This is a genomic window from Amycolatopsis echigonensis (assembly GCF_014174495.1).
GTDB lineage: Bacteria > Actinomycetota > Actinomycetes > Mycobacteriales > Pseudonocardiaceae > Amycolatopsis > Amycolatopsis echigonensis.
In genome coordinates this window covers 137,658-158,962 of the sequence record NZ_JACJHR010000003.1, presented here as the reverse complement: position 1 = coordinate 158,962, position 21,305 = coordinate 137,658, and the positions used below count along the sequence as shown (strand labels likewise).

Annotated in this window: 19 protein-coding genes; 11 read left to right on the top strand and 8 right to left on the bottom strand. The window is 69.0% G+C overall.

Translation table 11 applies throughout. The features are described 5' to 3' along the window. Positions 1–23 precede the first annotated feature (23 nt). Positions 24–1,190, top strand: a complete 1,167-nt coding sequence (locus tag H5411_RS03660; protein WP_183122945.1) for a low temperature requirement protein A — start codon at positions 24–26, stop codon at positions 1,188–1,190. Positions 1,191–1,199: 9 nt separating this feature from the next. Here the strand turns inward: H5411_RS03660 and H5411_RS03655 are convergent, their stop codons facing one another. Continuing rightward, positions 1,200–2,015: an alpha/beta hydrolase gene (locus H5411_RS03655; protein WP_183122944.1), complete on the bottom strand. Its 816-nt coding sequence runs from the start codon at positions 2,013–2,015 to the stop codon at positions 1,200–1,202. 82 nt (positions 2,016–2,097) lie between these two features. On the opposite strand from H5411_RS03655, the gene H5411_RS03650 reads away from it, so the two are divergent. Beyond that, entirely contained in the window at positions 2,098–2,610 is a 513-nt protein-coding gene (locus H5411_RS03650) for a pyridoxamine 5'-phosphate oxidase family protein (protein WP_101434734.1), read from the top strand. 476 nt (positions 2,611–3,086) lie between these two features. After that, positions 3,087–3,464 carry a VOC family protein gene (locus H5411_RS03645; RefSeq protein WP_101434733.1) on the top strand — a complete coding sequence of 126 codons (378 nt, stop codon included), beginning with the start codon at positions 3,087–3,089 and terminating at the stop codon, positions 3,462–3,464. Between the two features lie 130 nt (positions 3,465–3,594). Here H5411_RS03645 and H5411_RS03640 read toward each other — a convergent pair whose 3' ends face one another. Then, on the bottom strand, positions 3,595–4,725 hold the full coding sequence (locus tag H5411_RS03640; protein WP_101434732.1) for a steroid 3-ketoacyl-CoA thiolase: 1,131 nt from the start codon (positions 4,723–4,725) through the stop codon (positions 3,595–3,597). Between the two features lie 255 nt (positions 4,726–4,980). Here H5411_RS03640 and H5411_RS03635 point away from each other — a divergent pair, with 255 nt between their 5' ends. The 3 genes from H5411_RS03635 to H5411_RS03625 all read left to right on the top strand — a co-directional run bounded on the left by H5411_RS03635 (position 4,981) and on the right by H5411_RS03625 (position 8,134). After that, positions 4,981–6,207, top strand: a complete 1,227-nt coding sequence (locus H5411_RS03635) for a cytochrome P450 (RefSeq protein ID WP_101434731.1) — start codon at positions 4,981–4,983, stop codon at positions 6,205–6,207. A gap of 66 nt (positions 6,208–6,273) precedes the next feature. Beyond that, on the top strand, positions 6,274–7,059 hold the full coding sequence (locus H5411_RS03630; RefSeq protein WP_183122943.1) for a transglutaminase-like domain-containing protein: 786 nt from the start codon (positions 6,274–6,276) through the stop codon (positions 7,057–7,059). A gap of 43 nt (positions 7,060–7,102) precedes the next feature. Continuing rightward, entirely contained in the window at positions 7,103–8,134 is a 1,032-nt protein-coding gene (locus tag H5411_RS03625; RefSeq protein WP_101434729.1) for a YhjD/YihY/BrkB family envelope integrity protein, read from the top strand. A 32-nt stretch (positions 8,135–8,166) separates the two neighbouring features. Here H5411_RS03625 and H5411_RS03620 read toward each other — a convergent pair whose 3' ends face one another. The 3 genes from H5411_RS03620 to H5411_RS03610 are packed head-to-tail and all read right to left on the bottom strand — an operon-like array spanning position 8,167 to position 11,369. Continuing rightward, positions 8,167–9,330, bottom strand: a complete 1,164-nt coding sequence (locus H5411_RS03620) for a thiolase domain-containing protein (protein ID WP_101434728.1) — start codon at positions 9,328–9,330, stop codon at positions 8,167–8,169. Then, entirely contained in the window at positions 9,327–10,379 is a 1,053-nt protein-coding gene (locus H5411_RS03615; protein WP_101434727.1) for a thiolase domain-containing protein, read from the bottom strand. The genes H5411_RS03620 and H5411_RS03615 overlap by 4 nt, the downstream gene beginning before the upstream one ends. 6 nt (positions 10,380–10,385) lie before the next feature. Next, positions 10,386–11,369: a Zn-ribbon domain-containing OB-fold protein gene (locus H5411_RS03610; protein WP_101434726.1), complete on the bottom strand. Its 984-nt coding sequence runs from the start codon at positions 11,367–11,369 to the stop codon at positions 10,386–10,388. Between the two features lie 81 nt (positions 11,370–11,450). Between H5411_RS03610 and H5411_RS03605 the strand changes: the two genes are divergently transcribed. Further along, on the top strand, positions 11,451–12,980 hold the full coding sequence (locus H5411_RS03605; protein ID WP_183122942.1) for an acyl-CoA synthetase: 1,530 nt from the start codon (positions 11,451–11,453) through the stop codon (positions 12,978–12,980). Positions 12,981–13,209: 229 nt separating this feature from the next. Here the strand turns inward: H5411_RS03605 and H5411_RS03600 are convergent, their stop codons facing one another. Then, entirely contained in the window at positions 13,210–13,998 is a 789-nt protein-coding gene (locus tag H5411_RS03600) for a crotonase/enoyl-CoA hydratase family protein (RefSeq protein ID WP_101434724.1), read from the bottom strand. 65 nt (positions 13,999–14,063) lie between these two features. Between H5411_RS03600 and H5411_RS03595 the strand changes: the two genes are divergently transcribed. Continuing rightward, positions 14,064–15,659 carry an acyl-CoA synthetase gene (locus tag H5411_RS03595; RefSeq protein WP_183122941.1) on the top strand — a complete coding sequence of 532 codons (1,596 nt, stop codon included), beginning with the start codon at positions 14,064–14,066 and terminating at the stop codon, positions 15,657–15,659. 8 nt (positions 15,660–15,667) lie between these two features. Then, complete coding sequence (locus H5411_RS03590) at positions 15,668–16,774, top strand: NAD(P)H-dependent flavin oxidoreductase (protein WP_101434722.1); 1,107 nt, start codon at positions 15,668–15,670, stop codon at positions 16,772–16,774. A gap of 3 nt (positions 16,775–16,777) precedes the next feature. Here H5411_RS03590 and H5411_RS03585 read toward each other — a convergent pair whose 3' ends face one another. Then, the gene (locus H5411_RS03585; protein WP_183122940.1) at positions 16,778–17,671 is read right to left on the bottom strand and encodes an alpha/beta hydrolase; all 894 of its coding nucleotides are present in this window, start codon (positions 17,669–17,671) and stop codon (positions 16,778–16,780) included. A gap of 61 nt (positions 17,672–17,732) precedes the next feature. Between H5411_RS03585 and H5411_RS03580 the strand changes: the two genes are divergently transcribed. Beyond that, on the top strand, positions 17,733–18,194 hold the full coding sequence (locus H5411_RS03580; RefSeq protein WP_183122939.1) for a MarR family winged helix-turn-helix transcriptional regulator: 462 nt from the start codon (positions 17,733–17,735) through the stop codon (positions 18,192–18,194). Between the two features lie 491 nt (positions 18,195–18,685). On the opposite strand, the gene H5411_RS03575 is transcribed toward H5411_RS03580, so the two are convergent. Beyond that, positions 18,686–19,492 (bottom strand): S1 family peptidase, encoded by an 807-nt coding sequence (locus H5411_RS03575; protein WP_246368703.1) that lies wholly within the window; start codon positions 19,490–19,492, stop codon positions 18,686–18,688. Positions 19,493–20,478: 986 nt separating this feature from the next. Here H5411_RS03575 and H5411_RS03570 point away from each other — a divergent pair. Beyond that, positions 20,479–21,255 (top strand): GntR family transcriptional regulator, encoded by a 777-nt coding sequence (locus H5411_RS03570; protein WP_183122938.1) that lies wholly within the window; start codon positions 20,479–20,481, stop codon positions 21,253–21,255. Positions 21,256–21,305: the final 50 nt, after the last annotated feature.

The window sequence follows — 21,305 nt, the reverse complement described above, 5'->3', positions numbered from 1 at the left end:
CTGATCACGGCATACTGGCCGCCGTGATCAGGAAAACCGAGGAACGCCACGCGTCCTGGCTCGAGCTTTTCTTCGACCTGGTCGCGGTCGCCGGCGTCGCCCAGCTTTCGCACCTCGTGCGCGGAACGACTTCCTGGAGCGACGCCGGCCTCTACGTCGTGTGCTTCCTCGCGTTCTGGACCGCGTGGATGTGCTTCACCGTGTACGGCAACGTCACCGGCGAAGCGGCCCGCACGATGCCGGTGCTGCTGGCGATGGCCGGGCTGGTTTTCATGGCCGGCGCGGTGCACGACATCGGCGAGCACGCGCAGGCCTTCGCGATCGCTTACGTCGCCGTGCGCGGGCTCGCGAGCCGGGTGTGGGAAAGCCGCGAAAACACGCGGATCATCGTCGAATGGCCGGTCGTGCACGCCGGGATGGGCGTCGTGCCGTGGTTCGTCTCGTTCTGGGTCGACGCGCCGTGGAAGTACGCGCTGTGGGCGCTGGGACTGGGAATCGACCTGGTGGCCGGGCTGACCATGTCCGGAGAGCGGGTCGCGGCCAGACTGGCGGACCGGGCGAGCCAGTCGAAGCGGCCGATGCCGGGACTGGCCTTCGCACACCTGGACCTCGCGCATTTCGGCGAGCGGCTGGGACTTTTCACGATCATCGTGCTGGGGGAGGGCGTGCTGACGGTCACCGAGGCGATGACCGAGACCCCAGACTGGGATGGACCGTTGTTCTGGACTGTCCTCGGGGTTCTGGCGCTGCTCGCGGCCTTGTGGGGCGCGGCGTTGTTCCAGGGGTTCGGCGGAATTCCCTATTTGGCGCAGACCGCTTGGGGGCCGCGCATCCTGTTGCCGGTGCACTGCCTGGTGGCCGGGCTGCTGGCGGCGCTGGCGGCCGGGTTCGGGGATGTCGTGGAGTCCGTGTCGCACGGGCACGTCGCGGTGGGGACGCGGTGGTTGCTGTGCGGCTGCGTCGCGGCGTTCACGGTGGTGGGCGTGGTGGCGCGGGTGGCTTCCGGGACGGGGAAGCGGTGGGACTTCGTCGCCGTGCTCGCTGGAGTGGGGATTACGGCCGGGCTGGGCTTTGCCGGCGGCGCGCTCACTCCGGCGCGGTTTTTGTGGGTGCTGGTCGTGGCGGTGCTCCCGGGGCTGGTGCGGGAGTTTCCGCGGCGTCGGCGCGTCGCTGCTCCGGATGGTCCGTGAGGCGGACCTTCATTCGTTGGCGAAGAGATCCTTCAACGCGGCCGCGAACTTGACCGGATTGCGTTGCGGTGCCAGGTGCGCGCCCGGCGTCTCGACGAACGGCAGACCGAGTTCCAGCGCCAGGATCTTGGCGGGCTGGTAGTGGTACCAGCCGCGGCTGCCCTCTCCGGCGACCGGGACGATCTCGGTGTTCGTCCGGCGCAGCGCACGCAAATCCGGCAGATAGTCGAAGAACTCGGTCAGCTCGCGGTCGAACAACCGGAGCCAGTCGCCTTCGTTCGGCAGCCGCAGGTGCGGCAGATCGGGCAGGGCGGCACCGGCGATCCCGTCCGCGAACCGCGTGACCGCGCCCATCAGATCACCCGAACGGGCCAGCCGGACCTGCGCCGCGGCGGCCTCCAGAATCCCGGCGGCGTCCGGCATCAACTGGATCGCGGGCGGCTCGTGCGCGACGAACGCGGCGACCCGATCCGGATAGCGCGCGACGAGATCGAGCCCGATCAGCGCCCCGGCACTGGTGCCGAACATCGAAACCGGCCCGCTCCCGCCGACGTGGTCGAGAACGGCGAGCGCGTCGTCCGCCTGCAGCGGCACCGGCACGGGCCCGGTCGTGGTGTCCGTGCTGGAGAAATGGCCGCGGCGGTCGTAGGTGATCACGGTGAAGTCCGTGCGCAAGAGCTTGACCAGCGCCCGGAACGAGTCCGCCGCACCGGTCCCGCCGGGGATCAGCAGCAGCTGCGGTCCCTCGCCGGTCGTGCGGACGGCCAGTTCGCCGCCCTCGACCGGACAGCGATGCTCGGCAGTCTCCGCATCTTCCGCGATCATGCCGAAAGTCAAGCACAACCCGGGGCACCCGATCGCTCCCGGGACGCGGGTTTTTGTCGGTGGGGGGTGCGAGACTCCGGGAATGACGAGTTGGGATGAGTTCAGTGCCGCCGCTCCGTCACTGGCCTCGCGCGTACGAGCCCGCTTCGCCGCCGCGGATTCGCACGTCCTGGCCACCCTGCGAAGCGACGGTTCGCCGCGGGTAAGCGGTTCGGAGATCGACTTCCGCGACGGCGAGGCCTACGTCGGGTCGATGCTCGACGCCCGCAAGGCCCGCGACCTCCAGCGCGACGACCGCTTCGCCCTGCACGCCTACCCCGGCATCGAGGAAGGCGGCGACGCGAAAATCGCCGGCCACGCGGTGGAGATCACCGACCCGGCGGAGGTCGCGCGCCTCCAGGACGGCCAGGAAAGCCACCTGTTCCGGCTGGACCTGCGAGAGGCGGTGCTGACGTGGGTGGAGGACAACACGCTGTGGATCGAATCCTGGCACCCGGGCAGCTGGGTGCGCTTCGCTCGGCCGGACAACGGTCCGGTGGTGCGGACGGAGCTGGAGTTGGGGGTGAGGGTGCGGGTGAGGGGCCGGATGGGGTGAGGGAGTGGTTGGTTGAAGCGGGCTGGTCGGGTCGCGGGGCGGGAGCGGCTTGTTGAGCGAGTGAGCTGGGAGGCGAGCAGGTTGAGAGGAGTGGGTCAGGGCGTGCAGCGAGGTTGGCCGGTCGAGTGGAGTGGCTTGGGCCGTGCGGCGTGGTTGGCCGGTTGAGGCGAGTCGGTCCGGTCTGGCGGCGACGCGGGTCGGTAGTCGGTCTGTCGGCTCGTGCGTGAGGCTGCCCAGCTTCCACATTCCAGCCACCCTTCGGTTCGCCTAGCCAGCTCGCGTGCGCGCTTCACCGGCCCAGGCGGCCTCGGCGCAGCTGGGCAGGCCTGGTGAGGAGCCGTCGGCGGGAGAGACGGGCTTGGCCGAGGCGAAGGGCCCGGATGGTCGGCATGGAGCAGCCAGCCGGGAGGGAACGCTGGAGGCAGGAGCCCGGAGAAGCGTGGAGCTGAGAGCGCGACGAGTCCTAACCTGGGCTGATGAAACTCACCGCCACCGTGCTCGACGCACCCGATCCCCGGGCTCTGGCGGAGTTCTACCGGGAGCTGCTCGGGTGGCGGATCGGCGCTGACGAGCCGGAGTGGGTCACTCTGCGTCCGCCCGGTGGCGGGGCGGGGTTGTCGTTTCAGCTGGAGCCGCAGTACGTGCCGCCGGTGTGGCCAGCCGACGCCGGACAGCAGCAGATGCAGCTGCACCTCGACTTCGAGGTCGACGGTCGCGCGGCGCTGGAGGCTGCGGTCGCGAAGGCGGTCGCCGCGGAGGCCCGCATCGCAGAGTTCCAGCCGCAGCGGAATGTGCGGGTGTTGCGGGATCCGGCCGGGCATCCGTTCTGTTTCTGGACCGACGACCGGCCTTAGCCAACACCGCGGCAGCGCGAAGGCGGAAAGATCCCCGCGCTGACTCGCCGCCGCGGCTTCCCGTCGGCGACGAGTCGTCATGGCGGAAGGGCCCGCGCGGCAAGAAACCAGCCCGATCCGGGCCAGGGGCTCAGATCCGTTCCAGAATCGTCGCGGTAGCCATCGCGCCGCCAGCGCACATCGACACCAGCGCTGTCGTCGCGTCGCGGCGTTCCAGTTCGTGCAACGCCGTCGTCAGCAGCCGCGCGCCGGTGCTTCCCACCGGATGGCCCAGCGCGATCGCGCCGCCATTGACGTTCACCCGTGACTCGTCCGGATTGTGCATGCGCTGCCACGAAAGCACGACCGACGCGAAGGCTTCGTTCACCTCGAACAGGTCCACGTCGCCGATCTTCATCCCGGCCGCTTCGAGAACCCGCGTCGTCGCCTGGACCGGACCGTCCAGGTGGTAGTACGGCTCCGCTCCGACCAGCGCCTGCCGCCGGATCCGGGCGCGCGGGCGCAGGCCCAGCGAGCGGGCCAGGGAGGCGTCCATGATCAGCACCGCCGCGGCGCCGTCGGAGATCTGGGACGACGATCCGGCCGTGTGGATTCCGTCCGGAACCACCGGCTTCAACCGCGCCAGACCCTCCATTGTGGTCTCTCGCAGCCCCTGATCCCGGTCCACCACCCCGGCTTCTGTCGTGACCGGCACGATCTCCCGGGAGAAATGCCCGGCTGCCCAAGCGGCCGCGGCATTGGCCTGCGACCGCACGCCGAACGCGTCGACGTCCTCGCGCGTGATGCCTCGCCGGATCGCGATCCGTTCTGCCGCACCGTATTGGTCCGGCATGTCGATCGACCACGTGTCCGGCTTGGGGGAGCCGACGCCTTCGCCGCGGTTCGCGCCAAGCGGGACCCGGCTCATCGCCTCGGCTCCGCACGCCACGCCGACGCTGATCGCGTCCGCTGCGATGAGACCGGCGACCAAGTGCGCGGCCTGTTGCGCCGAACCGCATTGCGCGTCGATCGTCGTGGCGCCGGTCGATTCCGGCAGGCCTGCGTGCAGCCACGCGGTGCGCGTCAAGTTGCCGCACTGCTCGCCTGCCTGCGTGACCGCGCCGCCGATCACCTGCTCCACCTCGGCCGGATCGATGCCCGCCCGCTCGACCACGCCGCGCACCGCCGCGCCCAGCAGTTCGGCCGCGTGCAGGCCGGACAGCCAGCCGCCGCGCTTGCCGATCGGCGTGCGTGCCGCGGCCACGATCACCGGTTCGCCCACGAGTGTCCCCTTCCGAAGCTCCGTACCTGGCAAAACTAGAACACGTTTCTATTAATGACAAGCGAGCGCATGGCAGCGGGGAAGTCGATCACTCTCGACTGAGCAACCGCTCACCAGCGCGGATTGGTTCTGGAACGGTCAAGTAAACAGGTTTCACTCAAGCGGGTTCCGTTGGTTAACGCCGTATGCTCTACTGGGGTCATAGAACGCGTTGCAGTTGGGTATCACCGCCGATCCCGCGCAGGAGGCCAAGCCGTGGCAGCTCCGCTTTTGCCCGCCGGTTTCGACTTCACCGATCCGGACCTCTACGCCAGTCGGCTGCCCCTGGAGGAGTTCGCCGAACTCCGCCGCACGGCGCCCGTCTGGTGGAACCCGCAGCCGCACAACACCGCCGGATTCGGCGACGACGGCTACTGGGTCGTCACGCGGCACGCCGACGTCAAGGAGGTCTCGCGCGACAGCGATCTCTACTCGTCGAGGGAAAAGACCGCGATCATCCGGTTCGACGACCAGATGACCGCCGAGGGCCTCGACGCCAACCGGCTCGTCCTGCTGAACATGGACGCGCCGCAGCACACCAAGCTCCGCCGCATCGTGTCGAAGGGGTTCACCCCGCGCTCGATCGCGAAGCTCGAGGACACCTTGCGCGACCGCGCCGAGCGGATCGTGCACGAGGCCAAGAAGAAGGGCTCCGGCGACTTCGTCACCGACGTCGCGTGCGAACTGCCGCTGCAGGCGATCGCCGAGCTGATCGGCGTGCCGCAGGAAGACCGGCTCAAGCTGTTCGACTGGTCCAACCAGATGGTCGCCTACGACGACCCGGAATACGAGCTCGAACCGATCGCCGCGTCGGCGGAACTCGTCGGCTACGCCTGGAACATGGCCGAGGACCGCCGCCGCTGCCCGATGGACGACATCGTCACGAAGCTCGTCCAGGCCGACGTCGACGGAGAATCCCTCGGCTCCGACGAGTTCGGGTTCTTCGTGATCCTGCTGGCCGTCGCGGGCAACGAGACCACCCGCAACGCCATCACGCACGGCATGAAGGCGTTCCTGGACCACCCGGCGCAGTGGGAACTGTTCAAGGAGCAGCGCCCGAAGACCGCGCCGGACGAGATCGTCCGCTGGGCGACGCCGGTCGTCGCGTTCCAGCGCACCGCGACCCGCGACACCGAGCTGGGCGGCGCGCAGATCCGCAAGGGCGACCGCGTCGGGATGTTCTACAGCTCGGCCAACTTCGACCCCGAGGTCTTCGACGAGCCCGGCACATTCGACATCCTGCGCGAGGACAACCCGCACGTCGGCTTCGGCGGCACCGGTTCGCACTACTGCATCGGCGCGAACCTGGCCCGGCTGGAGATCGACCTGATCTTCAACGCGATCGCCGACGCGATGCCCGCCATCGCCGAGGTCGCCCCGCCCGAGCGGCTGCGCTCCAGCTGGCTCAACGGGATCAAGCACTACCAGGTCCGCTACGCCTGAGCAGGCGAAACGCCCGGGCGCACGGCCTGGTCGGCAAGGAGCGCGACGCACCGGCATGATGGCCCCGTGCGCACGACGGTAGACGCGGAATTCGGCGTCCGGGTGACGAAACCCGGTCTCGCCGCGATCTCGGTCGCCGCCGTGCGCGCGGACGCCGGCGAACTCACCGTGTCCGACGCCGGTTCCGCGCGCACCGCCGAGTTCGAACACGGCACCCGCGCAGAGGTTTACGACCTCTCCGAGGGCGAGCATCGCGTCACCTATCACGGCGAACGGGTCCTGCACCGCGGGAACGCCGAACCCGTCACGCTCGCCGACATCGCGCGGTACACGCGGCCGAGCCGGTATTGCCCGTCCGACCGGATGGGCGGGTTGCTGCCGCCGGGCATCGGCGATCTGGACGGCGCGCGGGCGCGAGTGCAGGCGATCGTCGACCACGTGCACCACCGGCTCGCGTACGTCGTCGGCTCCGGCGGCCCCACCCACGACGCCATTGACACGCTCCTCGCCGGCGAAGGCGTCTGTCGCGACTTCGCGCACGTATGCGTCGCGCTGTGCCGGCTCGTCGATGTACCCGCGCGCTACACGTCGGTGTACGCGCCGGGTTTGCAGCCGATGGACTTCCACGCGGTCTTCGAAGCAGGCATCGACGGACGTTGGTACGTCTTCGACGCCACCCGGCTGGCCCCGCGCCAGACCATGCTCCGCATCGCGACCGGACGCGACGCCGCCGACACCCCGTTCCTCGCGACGCTGGGGTGCGAACTCGACTTCCTCGGCGCGACCGTCTTCGCCACGACCGACGAGCCGCTGCCGCGTGACGACGGGCACGCCCCCGTCGTCCTGGCCTGAATGCGTGTCTTTTGCGACAAACAGCGCGTCCGCTGGGTAGACAGTGACAGTGAAGCGTTCCCGCAAGACACCCGGGCCGAGCAGATGGGCCCGCGCGCGTGCCCGGTACCGGTGGCTCGACCACATCGCGCGCGCCACCAACCGGTACATCGACTACGGCGGCTACCACTACGTCGCGTCGATCACCTACTTCAGCCTGCTCTCGCTGGTGCCGATCCTGATGCTGTCCTCGTCGGCGGCCGGGTTCGTGCTCGCGTCGCAGCCGCATCTGCTCGACGCGCTGGTACGCGGGATTTCCGGTTCGCTGCCCGGCCCGATCGGCGCGCAGGTGTCCTCGATCCTGACGGGATTCGTGGAGCAGCGGACCGGCGTCGGGGTCGCCGGTCTGGTCGTGGGCCTGTACTCCGGCTGGAACTGGATGAACGCGCTGCGGGACGCGCTCACCGCGATGTACGGCCAGAACCGGTCCGAGGGGCCGCTGCTGCGCACGATCCTGACGGACGTGCTGGCGCTGCTCGGCCTCGCCGCGGCGCTGCTGGTGTCGTTCGGGATCTCGGTGTCCGGCACGGCGGTCGGCCGCTCGCTGCTCGGACTGGTCGGCGTCGAGGACACGAGCTGGGGACACACCGTGCTGTCGTTCGTCCCGGTGCCGCTGGCGCTGCTCGCCGACTGGCTGGTGTTCCTGTGGGTGCTCACCCGGCTGCCGCGGGAACGCGTCGGCTGGCGCAGCGCGATGCGCGGCGCGGTCGCGGCGGCGGTGGGATTCGAGCTGCTCAAACTGGCCGGCGGGTTCTACCTGAACTTGATCAGCAAATCGCCGTCCGGCGTGGCGTTCGGGTCGGTGATCGGCCTGCTGTTCTTCATCTCGCTGATCGCGCGGATGCTGGTGTACATCACCGCCTGGACCGCCACCGCCCGCGACGCTCCCCGCAAACCGGTCCAGCCCCCGGTCGCGACGCAGCTGCGGCCGATCATCGCGCCCAAGCAGAACAGCGGGAAGGCGGCTCTGCTGGGCGCGGTGGTCGGGGCGCTGGGGACGTTGTTCGCGTTGCGGGGGCGGCGGAAAGACTCGTGAGCGACAATCCCGGTTCTAACCGCGATGAGCACTCACGAGGGCTTCTCCGACCCGACGACCCACATGCTGAAGTACTGCGAGCCGCCGCCGTAGGCGTGTCCTAGCGCGACTCGGGCACCGTCCACCTGGTAGTCGCCAGCGCGGCCCATCACCTGCTTCGCCGCTTCGGAAAACCGCAGCATCCCGGACGCGCCAATGGGATTCGACGAGAGAACGCCGCCCGACGGGTTCACCGGAAGCCGTCCGCCGATCGCGGTGTCGCCGGCTTCGGTGATCTTCCAGCCCTGGCCTTCGGCGGCGAAGCCGAGGTTTTCCAGCCACATCGGCTCGAACCAGGAGAACGGCACGTAGATCTCCGCGACGTCCACTTCGGACAGCGGATCCTTGATGCCCGCGTCGCGCCACAACGCGGCCGCCGCGTCCCGGCCGGCTTGGGGGCTGACCTGGTCGCGTCCGGCGAACGTCGTCGGTTCGGTCCGCATGGCCGTCGCCTGGATCCAGGCCGCGCCGCCCGGCACGGCGTCCCCGGCGGCCTCGTCGCCGAGCACCATCGCGCAGGCCCCGTCGGAGGACGGACACGTTTCGTCGTACCGGATCGGGTCCCACAGCATCTGCGACGCCTGCACCGACTCGACCGTGATGTCGGCCTGCCGCAAGTGCGCGTACGGATTCAGCGCGCCATTGCGGCGATCCTTGGCCGCCACGATCGCGCCGATGTGTTCGGGCGCACCGGAACGGCGGATGTACGACCGGACGTGCGGCGCGAAGTAACCACCGGCTCCGGCGCCGACCGGCATCTGGAACGGCGGCAGGATCGACAGACCCCACATCGCGTTCGACTCGGACTGTTTCTCGAACGCCACGGTCAGCACGCGCCGGTGCGCGCCGGACTGGATCAGCGAGGCGGCGACCAGCGCGGTCGACCCGCCGACCGAACCCGCGGTGTGCACGCGCAGCAGCGGTTTCCCGTTCGCGCCCAACGCGTCCGAGAGGAACAGTTCGGGCATCATGACGCCCTCGAACAGGTCCGGCGCCTTGCCGATCACGACGGCCTCGATGTCGTCCCAGCCGACCTGGGCGTCCGCCATCGCGCGGTCGATCGCTTCGCGGAGCAGACCGGGCATCGACACGTCGGTGCGCTTCGCGCGGTGGTGCGTCTGCCCGGTCCCGAGCACCGCGGCGAGCTGTTTCGTCATCGTGCCTCCAGCACGGCGAGGAGGTTCTGCTGCAGGGCGGGTCCGCTGGTCGCGTGGGCGAGCGCTTTGGCCGCCTCGCCGCGATGGATCCGCGCGGCGGCCTCGCCGATGCGCGCGAGACCGGCGGAGAACATGGGATTGCCGGTGAGCGCGCCGCCGGACGGGCTGATCCGGACGCGGTCGTCGAGATCGAGTTCGCGGCGCAGGATGAGTTCCTGGTGCGTGAACGGCGCGTGCAGTTCGGCCAGTTCGACGCCGTCGAGGTCCAGCCGGGCCGCCGCGGCGGCGGTGGACGGGGATCGGGTGAGGTCGCGCGCGCCGAGGACGGGGGAGTCGATCCGGTGGTCCAGCCCGGAGATGATCGCGGGCCGCTCCACGAGGTCGCGGGCTCGTTCCTCCGACGCGAGAATGATCACCGCCGCGCCGTCCGTCACCGGCGCGATGTCGTGTGCGCGAAGGGGATCGGCGACATACGGGGTGTCGAGCAGCTCGGCGACGTCCACGGTTCCGGACAGCTGCGCGGCCGGATTGTTCACCGCGTCGGCACGTGCTCGGGCGGCGACTTCGGCCAGGTCCTTTTCCGACCACAGCCCGCCTTCGAGACCCAATCGGGCCTGGAGTCCGGCGATCGCCAGCGAGTCCGGCCACAGCGGAGTGACGAGGTACGGGTCCAGCTGCATCGCCATGACCCGGCGGAGCTGTCCGGCACTGGCTTTGCCGAAGCCGTACACCAGCGCGGTGTCGACCTCGCCGGTGCGGATCTTCAGCCACGCCTCGTACAGCGCCCAGGCGGCGTCCATTTCCACATGGGACTCGTTGATCGGCGGGAACGCGCCCAGCGCGTCCACCGCGGCGATGAACGAAAACGCGCGCCCGGCAAGGTAATCCGACGAACCGGAGCACCAGAACCCGATGTCTTGTTTGGACAGTCCGGTCGCGGCGAAGGCCTCGGCGAGGATCGGCACGAGCATTTCCACGCCGTTGGTGGTGCCCTCGGTCTTCCGGACGTTGGGCGCCTGCGCGAAACCGGCTACGGCTACTTCAGGCATGGTTCCTCACAGGTGGTGGGCGAAGGTCTCGTACGCGGCGTCCGGCTCGCCGGTGGGCTCGAAGTGGCTGATGTTCTCCAGCGACGTCCACCACTCCTCGCGCGGCCGCCAGTTGGCGCGCACGCGCATGCCCATCCGGACGTCCTCGGCGGCGCAGCCGAGCACGAGGTGCAGGAAGGCGATGTCGGCTCCGTCGAGCAGGATGTACGCCGCGACGTACGGCGGTTTGATGCGCTGGCCGAGGAACGGCACGTTGACGATGCAGAACGTCGTGACGATGCCGGTGTCGGGCAACTCCACCTCGTCGGTGGTCGGCACGCCGTCCACCGGGCACGCGCCGCGCGGCGGGATGTAGACCTTGCCGCACGACGGGCAGCGCTGGCCGAGCATCCGCCCTTCGGCGAGGCCGCGCAGGTACCGGCTTTCCTCCGGCGACGCGGAATGCTGGTATTTCAGGTGCACCGGCGTGATGATGACGCTGACCGGCGCGCCTTCCTCGCGTTCCGCCACCGGCGGGGGAGCCTCGGTGGGCGTGGTGTCCGGTGCGTCCGCGGGCAGGAAGTACGCGATGTCGCGGATGTGGCCGACCGTTTCGTCCGCCCACCGCACGCGCACGCGCTGTCCGATGTGGACATTGTCCGGGGAACCGGCGTCGAGGGCGTGCAGCAGGCTGGTGTCCGCGCCGTCGAGTCTCACCAGCACCCAGGCGAACGGACGCGACAGCGGCTGGCCGTCGAGCGGATCCGCGCACCAGGACCAGGAAACGACCACGCCTTCCGCGGCGACCGGGACGAACTCCGTCAACGGGTCCGCGGTGGCCGGGTCGTACTCGACCGGCGGCACGTGCACGCGTCCGTCGCTGCCGCGCACGCCTTCGATCCGGCGTTCGCGCAGCGCGTTGACAAACCGGCCTAGCACCGGGCCGGTCGAACGGGTGTAGTCGAAGCCGACGTTGAGCGGCGCCGACAGAGGGGCATCCGAAACCGTCACGGCTCCGAGTGAAACACGTTCTCGAATCCGAGGCAAGGAACCTGTTGTGTCTATGTGGAACGCGTTCTAGATTTGGGAGCTATGGACCTGGGACTGTGGACCATCGCCGCGGCCGAGCCCGCCCGGGTGGCGCTGGTGGATCCGGACGGGCGGGAAATCTCCTACGGCGAACTGACAGCGAAAGCCAACCGGTACGCCTCGGGGCTGCGCGAACTCGGCCTCGGCGTCGGCGACGCGGTGGTGCTGCTGCTGCCGAACGGCGACGACCTGGTCGCGGCGTACTTCGCGGCGATCCAGACCGGCCTCTACGTGGTGGTGGTGAACTGGCATCTCGTCGGACCGGAGGTCGCGTACATCCTCTCCGACAGCGGAGCGAAGGCGTTTCTGGCGCACGAGCGATTCGCCGACGTCGCGGTCGCCGCGGCCGACGAGGCCGGAGTGCCCGCGTCGGCGCGGTTCGCGGTCGGCTCCGTGCCTGGCTTCCATCGCGTCGAAGAACTCGGCGCGGGGCTGGGAGACGGGCGGCCGGACAACCGGACCGCTGGGTCGCCCATGCTCTACACCTCGGGCACGACGGGACGGCCCAAGGGCGTCAAGCGGCCGCTGACCGGAGCGGATCCGGATCAGGTGCCCGCCGCGTCGACGTGGTTCTTCGGGGTGTTCGGATTGCAGCCGTTCGACGATCACGTGCATTTGTGCGGTTCACCGCTGTATCACACGGCGGTGCTCAATTTCGTGGCCATTTCGCTGCAGCTGGGGCACACCGCGGTGCTGATGGACCGGTGGGACGCCGAGGACATGCTGCGGTTGATCGAACGGCATCGGGTGACGCACAGCCACATGGTGCCGACGCAGTTCCGCCGGTTGCTGGCCTTGCCGGACGAGGTGCGCTCGAAGTACGACCTCAGTTCGCTGCGCGTGATGATTCACGGGGCGGCGCCGTGTCCGATCGAGGTCAAACGGCAGATGCTCGAGTGGTGGGGGCCGGTGGTCACCGAGTACTACGCGGCGACCGAAGGCGGCGGGACGGTGATTTCCGGCGAGGACTGGCTGCGCAAGCCGGGATCGGTCGGGCTGCCGTGGCCGGGGTCGACCATCCGGATTCTCGACGACGACGGGAACGAGGTGCCGACGGGCGAGACCGGTGTCGTGTACATGAAGATGGGCGACTCGAAATTCGAATACCACAAGGACAAGGCCAAGACGGAGAAGGCCCGGGTCGGGGATTTGTTCACCCTCGGCGACGTCGGGCATCTCGACGAGGACGGGTATTTGTTCCTGCACGACCGCAAGGCCGACATGATCATTTCCGGCGGGGTGAACATCTATCCGGCGGAGATCGAGGGCGAGCTGGTCATGCATCCGAAGGTCGCGGACGTCGCGGTGTTCGGGATTCCGCACGAGGACTGGGGCGAGGAAATCAAGGCGGTGGTGCAGCCCGCGGAGGGGGTTGAAGGGTCTCCGGAATTGACCGCCGAGCTGCTCGCGTATGCGGAGACTCGGCTGGCTCGGTTCAAGCTGCCCAAGTCGGTGGATTATCTGGCGGAGTTGCCTCGGGATCCGAATGGGAAGCTTTACAAGCGGAAGTTGCGGGAGCAGTACGTGTCGTGAGGGTGGGGGGCCACCACCCCTCAGCCTGATTGTGACTACGGGCGGCGGGTGCTTGTCAAGGCGGGAAAGATGCCTTGACAAGCACCCGCCGCCCGTGTTTTTGGCTTCGTATCGGGGTGCGGGGGTGGTGTGGGTGCCTGGCTGGTTTGGGTGCGCTGGTGCGGTTTAAGTCCGTGAGGGGCTCCTTGAGGGAATTAGATTCCCTCAAGGAGCCCTTCACGGACGGTCGTCAGCGGCCTTGGAAAGTCGGCTTTCGCTTTTCGGCGAAGGCTTTCGGGCCTTCTTTCGCGTCTGCCGAGGCGAAGACTTCGATGCCGTATTTGGCGTCCAGTTTGAAGGCGTCTTCCTCGTGCATGCCCTCGGTGTCGCGGATGGTCTTGAGGATCGCGCGTATCGCGAGCGGGCCGTTGTCGTTGATCAGTTCGGCGAGTTCCAGCGCGCGAGCCAGTGCTTGACCGTCGGGGACGACGTGGCCCACCAGGCCGATGTCGCGTGCCTCCGCGGCGGTGATGTGGCGGCCGGTGAGAAGGAGGTCGGCGGCGACGGTGTACGGGATCTGCCTGGGCAGGCGCACGGCCGAGCCGCCCATCGGGAACAGGCCCCAGCGGGGTTCGGAGACGCCGAATTTCGCGCTCTCCGCGGCCACCCGGATGTCCGTGCCCTGCAGGATTTCCGTGCCGCCCGCGATGGCCGGTCCTTCGACGGCGGCGATGAGCGGTTTGGTGAGGCGGCGGCCCTTCAGCAGGCCCTCGATGCGGCTCGGGTCGAACGAGCCGTTCGAAAAAGACTTGTCGGGAGCGTTGCGGGACATGGATTTCAGGTCCGCGCCGGCGCAGAACGCGCCGCCCGCTCCGGTCAGGACGCAGCTGCGCACCTGGTCGTCGGAATCCACCCGGTCCCAGGCCTCGACCATGATCGAAAGCATCTCGCCGGTGAGGGCGTTGCGGGCTTCCGGGCGGTTCATCGTCACCACGAGCGTGTGGCCTTCGAGGCTGACGAGTGCGTGGGGTTCGGCCACCGGGGCCTCCTTCTCAGCTGGCCGGGGTCATTGCCCAGAACGATAACATGTTCTACTTTGGGTGCGTGGCACTCAACATCGCGGATCTACTCGAGCACGCCGTCGACGCCGTGCCGGAACGCGTCGCGGTCGTGTGCGGACAGCGCCAGGTCACCTTCGCGCAACTGGAGAAGCGCGCGAACCGGCTGGCGCACCACCTGGCCGCGCACGGCGTGGGACCCGGCTCCCACATCGGTGTCTATTCCCGGAACTCCATCGAAGCACTGGAAGCCATGTTCGCCGCGTACAAACTGCGCGCGATCGCGGTGAACGTGAACTACCGCTACGTCCACGGAGAGCTGCGCTATCTGTTCACCAATGCCGACCTGGTGGCCCTGGTGCACGAGCGGCGCTACTCCGACCGGGTGGCGGCGGTACTGCCGGAAACGCCAAAACTGAAACACGTTGTAGTCGTCGAGGATGGCTCGGACACGCCGTACGAGACGGGCGTCGAGTACGAGTCGGCGCTCGAGGGCGAGTCGGACGAACGCGACTTCGGCGAGCGCAGCGCCGACGATCTCTACATCCTCTACACCGGCGGCACCACCGGCTATCCCAAGGGCGTGCTGTGGCGGCACGAGGACATCTGGCGCGCGCTGGGCGGCGGGATCAACTTCGTCACCGGCGAGTACGTGCCGGACGAATGGACTCTCAGCGAACAGGGCAAATCCGGTTCGCTCGTGCGCCTGCCGGCCGCGCCGCTGATCCACGGGGCCGCGCAGTGGGCCGCGTTCGGCGCGCTGTTCACCGGCAGTCCGGTGGTGTTCGTCCCGCAGTTCGACGCGCACGACGTCTGGCGCGCGGTGCAGGAACACAAGGTGCAGGTGCTGACGATCGTCGGCGACGCGATGGCGCGGCCGCTGGTGGAGGCTTACCGCTCCGGCGATTACGACGCGTCGTCGCTGGTCGCGGTGTCGAGCCACGCGGCGTTGTTCTCGCATTCGGTGAAACAGGAATTCCTGGAGATGCTGCCGAACGTCGTGATCACCGACGCGATCGGCTCGTCGGAGAGCGGTTTCACCGGAATCGGCATGGTGGGCAAGGATTCCGACCATTCCGCGGGTCCCCGGGTGAACTTCGGCAAGGACGCCATCCTGCTGGACGACGACGGCAACCTGGTCGAACCGAAACCCGGCGCGGTCGGGTTGATCGGCCGTCGCGGCCACGTCCCGCTCGGCTACTACGGAGACCCGGAGAAAACCCGCACGATCTTCACCGAAGTGGACGGCGTCCGCTACGTCGTGCCCGGCGACTACGCGCGCTACGAGGAAGACGGCACGGTTACGTTGCTGGGCCGGGGATCGCAGTGCGTGAACACCGGCGGCGAAAAGGTCTACCCGGAAGAAGTCGAGGGCGCGCTGAAATCGCATCCGGACGTTTTCGACGCCTTGGTCATCGGCATTCCGGACGAGCGGCTCGGCCAGCGCGTCGCCGCCGTCGTCCAGCCGCGCCCCGGCGTGCGGCCGGATCTGGCTGCTTTGGAAGCGCACGTGCGCACGGAGATCGCCGGATACAAGGTGCCGCGAACGGTGTGGCTGGCCGACGAAATCGGTCGTTCGCCGAGCGGAAAGCCGGATTATCCGTGGGCTCAGCGGTACGCCGCCGAACACGAACCCGCCTAGGAGGGCGCATGCGCACATCGTTGTGCGACCGGTTCGGCATCGAGGTGCCGATCTTCGGATTCACCCCGTCGGAACACGTCGCGGCCGCGATCAGCCGCGCGGGCGGCATGGGCGTGCTGGGCTGCGTCCGGTTCAACGACGCCGCCGAACTCGACGCGGTGCTGTCCTGGATGGACGAAAACACCGACGGAAAGCCTTACGGCGTCGACATCGTGATGCCGGCGAAGATCCCGTCCGAAGGCACCCAGACCGACCTGAACGAGCTGATCCCGCCGGGACACCGAGCGTTTGTCGACAAAGTGCTGAAGGATCTCGCGGTCCCGCCGCTGCCCGACGACACCGACGAACGGGCCGGGGTGCTGGGCTGGCTGCACTCCGTCGCGAGGTCCCATGTGGACGTTGCCCTGAACCACCGGATCAGCCTGATCGCCAACGCACTGGGCTCGCCCCCGGTCGATGTCATCAACCGCGCCCACGACGCGGGCGTCCCGGTGGCGGCCCTCGCCGGAAAGGGATCGCACGCCGCCCGGCACGTCGACAACGGGGTGGATCTCGTTGTCGCGCAAGGGCATGAGGCAGGCGGCCACACCGGCGAGATCGCGACGATGGTGCTGGTCCCGGAAATCGTGGACGCCGTTGGCGACCGCGCCCCGGTCCTGGCGGCCGGAGGCATCGGCTCCGGCCGCCAAGTCGCCGCCGCACTGGCCTTGGGCGCCTCGGGCGCGTGGATGGGCTCGTACTGGCTCGCGACGGAGGAATACCTCCAGACGATGCCGGAATCGGAGGCGATGCAGACCGCGCTGGTGGCAGCGACCTCCGCGGACACCGTGCGGACGCGGATCTACACGGGCAAGCCCGCCCGCCTGCTGAAGACCCGCTGGACGGAGGCCTGGTCGGCGCCGGACGCGCCGGAACCGTTGCCGATGCCGTTGCAGAACCTGCTGGTTTCCCACGCGCACAACCGGATCCACGCCGCCGCCGACCCGTCGGTGGTGTCGATGCCGGTGGGCCAGATCGTCGGCCGGATGGACCGGGTCCGCCCGGTGGCCGAGGTGATGGCGGACCTGGTCCAGGGGTTCGAGGAGACGGTTTCCCGGTTGGACAAGATCCGCTGAGGTTCAGGCGAGGCGCTGCTGGATGAAGAGGGCGGCCCGATCGAGGGCTTGCCCTGCTTCGTCCAGGGTGTCGGTGAAGGTCTGGAACACGTGCGGGACGTCGGCGGTGAAGTCGAGGATCACGTCGACGTCCGCGTCGCGTGCGCGTTTCGCCAGCCGTACCGAATCGTCCAGCAGGACTTCGTTGCCGCCGACTTGCAGCAGGATCGGCGGGAAACCGGTCAGGTCGGCGTGGACCGCCGGGGCGAGGAGCGGCTGGGCGGGATCCGCGCCCGCCAGGTACAGCTCGCCGGTGCGTCCCATGCTTTCCCTGGTGAAGAACGGGTCGATGCCCGCCTTCGTCTCCATGGACGCCCCGGTGCGGGTGTGGTCCAGTCCCGGCGAGAACGCGACGATCCCGGCGGGCATCGGCAGTCCCGCGTCGCGGGCGGCCAGGGTGGTGGTGACGGACAGGCCGCCGCCCGCGGAGTCGCCGGCGAAGACGATCGAGGACGGGTCGGCGTCCTCCAGCAGGCTGCGGTAGGCGGCGAGGCAGTCTTCGATCCCGGCCGGGAACGGATGCTCGGGCGCGAGCCGGTAGTCCAGCGAGAGCGCGCGGATTCCGGTGCGCAGGACCAGGTTCGCCGTCAGCGCCATCGCGGTGTGCGGTGATCCCAGCGAGAACGATCCGCCGTGGAAGTACAGGATCGTGCCCGGCCGCTGGTCTCTCGGCGGCTCGACGAGAACCGCTGGTCGCCCGGCGAGCGTCGTCGGGGTTTCGCGATGCTCGGCGGGGACGGGGTACTGGCTCATCAACGCGGCGAACCCGGCCCGCATCTCGTCGATCGACGACGCTTCGGGCTGCTCCGGCGCCTGCAGAAGCTTCTCGGCGATCGCGCGGCGCTGGTCCCTGCTCATCTGCACTCCTAAGAATTCTGCGGAAGTATCTTCCATGGCATGTAATGCTAGAATATATGCCATGGCAGGTACTTCGGCAAACGAGCAGCTCTTCGACCATCTGGTGCGCTGCGAGACCCGGATCTACAACGCGCTGAGCGACGGCCTCAAGGCCGAACACGGGATCGGCGCGGCGCAGTTCGAGTTCCTGCGGTACCTGGGCCGGCATCCGCGGTCGCGGGTCGCGGACCTCGCGGTGAACTTCGCCGTCGGGATCGGGGCGACCAGCAAGGGCGTCGACCGGCTCGAAGCACGCGGATGGGTGCGCCGGGCGCCGAACCCCGAGGACCGGCGGTCGTCGCTCGTCGAGCTGACCCCCGCCGGGCGGGAGCTGGCCGACGCGATGGAGAAGACCTTTCAGGACCAGCTCGAGGAACTGCTCGGCTCGGTGGTGGGGGACGACCGGGCCGCGACGGTCATCTCGGTGCTCGCCGAGTTGCGGGAGGTTTTGGAGGAGCGGAACGTCGGGCTTCCGGCGGGCTAGGTTCCGCGGGCGGGGCGACGGGATTTCGCGCTGCGCCGTGTTCGCTGACGGCGCGGAATGCCCTGCGTCGCGCCTGCCCCGCGATTTCCCGGCGCAGAGCCCGGTGCTGCTTGCCGTGCCCCGCTCGCCAGAGGCCGGAATGGTCAGCAAGGGGATCTGCGTGCTAGCGAGCCCGCCCGGCGTGCCTCGGCTTAGCTGCCGGTCAGCGGTTCCCAGCGCGCGGGATCCCGTGTCGCTGAGCGCTGGCCGTACTCCCGTGCACTGGAGCGGTCCGCCAGGGCGACTCCCGGCGGGTTGCCAGCGATCTGGCGTCACGGCCATGGCTGCGGAGGGCCCGTGCTCCGCCGTGCATCCTTTCTGCACCGGAAAACGCGGCTCAAACCGGGCACGCAACCGTCGCAGTCCTGCGCCCGACCTGGCGAACCGGAAAACGCCGCTCAAGCCGGGCGCGGAACCTCGGTGGAGTCCCGCACCCGACCCGGCGAAGAGGGTCAGATCTTCCCCGCCGCCTCGGCGATGTCGGAGGCGAACGTGCTCACCTCGGTGTACACGCCGGGTGCGTGGGCCCGGGCGCAGCCGTCGCCCCAGCTGGTGATGCCGACCTGGACCCAGTCGCCCGCTCCGTCGCGGCGGAACATTGGACCGCCGGAGTCGCCTTGGCACGTGTCGACGCCGCCGGTGTCGACCTTGCCCGCGCACAGTTCCGCGTCCGGCTTCAGGTCGGCGTAGTCGCCGCCCTGGGACTGGCACGTCGAGTCGTCCACGAACGGGACCTCGGCCTTCAGCAGGTACCGCTGCTGCGCGCCGCCCTCCTTGGCCGCGCCCCAGCCGGCGATGGTGAACGTGCCGGAGTTGTTGTCGGCGTTCTTCGCGATCGGCAGCGTCGGGACGCCGCTCACCGGGCTCGCCAGTTTGATCAGGGCCCAGTCGCCGCCGGTGGAGTCGTACGTCGGGGAGCGGTAGACGTAGGTCGAGCGCACCTTCTTCGCGCTCGAGCTCTGCAGATCAACGACGCCGAGCGTCGCGGTGATCGACGAGTCCGCTCCGGTGCGGTCGACGCAGTGCGCGGCGGTCAGCACGATCTGGTCGGTGTACAGCGCGCCGCCGCAGCCCATCGAAAGCCGGACCATCCACGGGAATTCTCCCTGGCTGGCGCGAGTCCCGCCGACGATCTGTGTTTCCGCGGGCGACGGAGGCGTCGACGCCACGGCGGGCGTCGCCAACCCGGCGGCGGCCGCGAGCGCCGCCGCGACGGCCAGGACTCGCGTGAGCATGCTGAAGTTTCTCTTGTCGGCCAAGGGGATTGTCCTTCCGGTGTCCACTGTGGAGCTTCCGCTCCCGGGGCGGGGAGGTGTCGTACGGTGATGAATCGACTACACCAGAACGACAGTAAGCGGACAACCAACTTTCTTCGGATCTTCGGGATTCTTCACCAGATCTGGCAGATTTCGACAGTGGAGAGGACCGCGAAAGTGGCCTCGACCTGGGGATAGGCGGTTACCGAGACAATCGCGCGGCGGCGGAGCGAGGGGGACTTTCGCGCACCAGATGCGGCAAACCAACGCTCGGCCAACCGGAATCCCGGCCAGGGAACAAAAACGAGTCAGGTCAGCGTGCGATCTCTCGACGGTGCACCAAGTGCGCCACCGCACCCAATCCGAGTACCAAGCAGCCGCTGATCACCGAAGCGACTGGCAAGCTGAACGCCAGCGCCGCTTACCCCTAGCCATGGCACCGCCGAAGCGAGCGGGTCGGGACTCGCGCCGATCCCATACGGCCCCAATCCACCGCCGCCGCGGCGTACATGGCCAGTGTCAGTCCCGAAGCGAGCGGAATCGTCCGCGCCGGTCGCGGATTTACTCCGAGCGTGGCCAGCCGCGCGCGTAATCGGCGAACGCGAAGAACGGCAATCCGGCCGCTTCGAGCACTCCGTCGCCGTGAAAACGGGGTCCACGGGGAAGCTGGCCGAGTCCGGGCGCGGCGTACGCAACGACGGCCAGCGCCAAAGCCGCGCAGCTCGCCGTTTTCCCGGCGACGAAGTCCCAATCCGCTATGTATCCCCAAAGTTCACCCAGGTGAGCGCGTCCGTACAGGTAGGTGCCACCGGATGCCCGAACCCGCGGCACCTGCAGCCTGGGCGAACGCGGTGCCGATCACCGAACCGAGTCCGATAAAACTTGGCGAGGCCGAGACTGCGGGCCAAAGGCACTGCGACGTCCTCCCATAGGGTCAGTTCGCGAGACGGCGAACCGCGCGCCGCGTGTCTGGCATAGGCTCGGTTCTCGTGCCCACGTCTTCGCCGCTGTCCCGCCTGTCCGCCGACGGACCGGTCCGCGACGGCATCCCGGATCACGGCCGCGTGCCGCGCTACTACGCGGTGAAGGTCGAGCTGCTCGCCGTCATCGCCGAATTGGGCGAAGGCAGCGCGTTGCCCACGGAACGCGAACTGTGCGAACGGTTCGAAGTCTCCCGCGCGACGGTCCGGCAGGCGGTGGGCGAGCTGGTTCTCGAAGGCCGCCTGTCGCGACGGCAGGGCAGCGGCACGTACGTCGCCCCGCCGAAGCTGGTCCAGCCGCTCGCGCTTGTCAGCTACACCGAAGGCCTGCGCCGCCAAGGTATCCGTCCCGGCCGCACGCTGATCACCCTCGAACGCCGCGCCGCGGGCACCGGATTGGCCGCCGACCTGCGGATCGAACCGGACGCCGAGGTGATCCATCTGGAACGCGTGCTGCTCGCCGACGACGAGCGCGTCGGCCTCGAATCGACCTTCCTCCGCGCCGACAGATTCCCCACGTTGCTGGAGGATTTCGACCCGGAGCAGTCGCTGTACGCGCACCTGCGCGACGAACTGGGCGTGGTCTTCGACGGGGCCGAGGAACGCGTGGAAACCGTGCTCGCGACCCCCCGCGAGGCGCTGCTCATCGGCACGAACCCGGCGCTGCCGATGCTGCTGATGCACCGCGTGTCGTGGGGTCCAGACGGCGAGCCGTTCGAGCGCGTCCGGTCGCTTTACCGCGGGGACCGGCTGAGTTTCGTCACGCGACTGAGCCGCGTCGAGTAGTCGAGCAGTCAACCACCGCAGGAACGGGCCCGACGCCCGGCCCGTTCCTG

Excerpts from the sequence above, each read along its gene's own strand:
- H5411_RS03655 (WP_183122944.1), bottom strand. The coding sequence starts at position 2,015 with ATGATCGCGGAAGATGCGGAGACTGCCGAGCATCGCTGTCCGGTCGAG.
- H5411_RS03650 (WP_101434734.1), top strand. The coding sequence starts at position 2,098 with ATGACGAGTTGGGATGAGTTCAGTGCCGCCGCTCCGTCACTGGCCTCG.
- H5411_RS03645 (WP_101434733.1), top strand. The coding sequence starts at position 3,087 with ATGAAACTCACCGCCACCGTGCTCGACGCACCCGATCCCCGGGCTCTG.
- H5411_RS03620 (WP_101434728.1), bottom strand. The coding sequence starts at position 9,330 with ATGACGAAACAGCTCGCCGCGGTGCTCGGGACCGGGCAGACGCACCAC.
- H5411_RS03615 (WP_101434727.1), bottom strand. The coding sequence starts at position 10,379 with ATGCCTGAAGTAGCCGTAGCCGGTTTCGCGCAGGCGCCCAACGTCCGG.
- H5411_RS03605 (WP_183122942.1), top strand. The coding sequence starts at position 11,451 with ATGGACCTGGGACTGTGGACCATCGCCGCGGCCGAGCCCGCCCGGGTG.
- H5411_RS03590 (WP_101434722.1), top strand. The coding sequence starts at position 15,668 with ATGCGCACATCGTTGTGCGACCGGTTCGGCATCGAGGTGCCGATCTTC.
- H5411_RS03585 (WP_183122940.1), bottom strand. The coding sequence starts at position 17,671 with ATGAGCAGGGACCAGCGCCGCGCGATCGCCGAGAAGCTTCTGCAGGCG.
- H5411_RS03580 (WP_183122939.1), top strand. The coding sequence starts at position 17,733 with ATGGCAGGTACTTCGGCAAACGAGCAGCTCTTCGACCATCTGGTGCGC.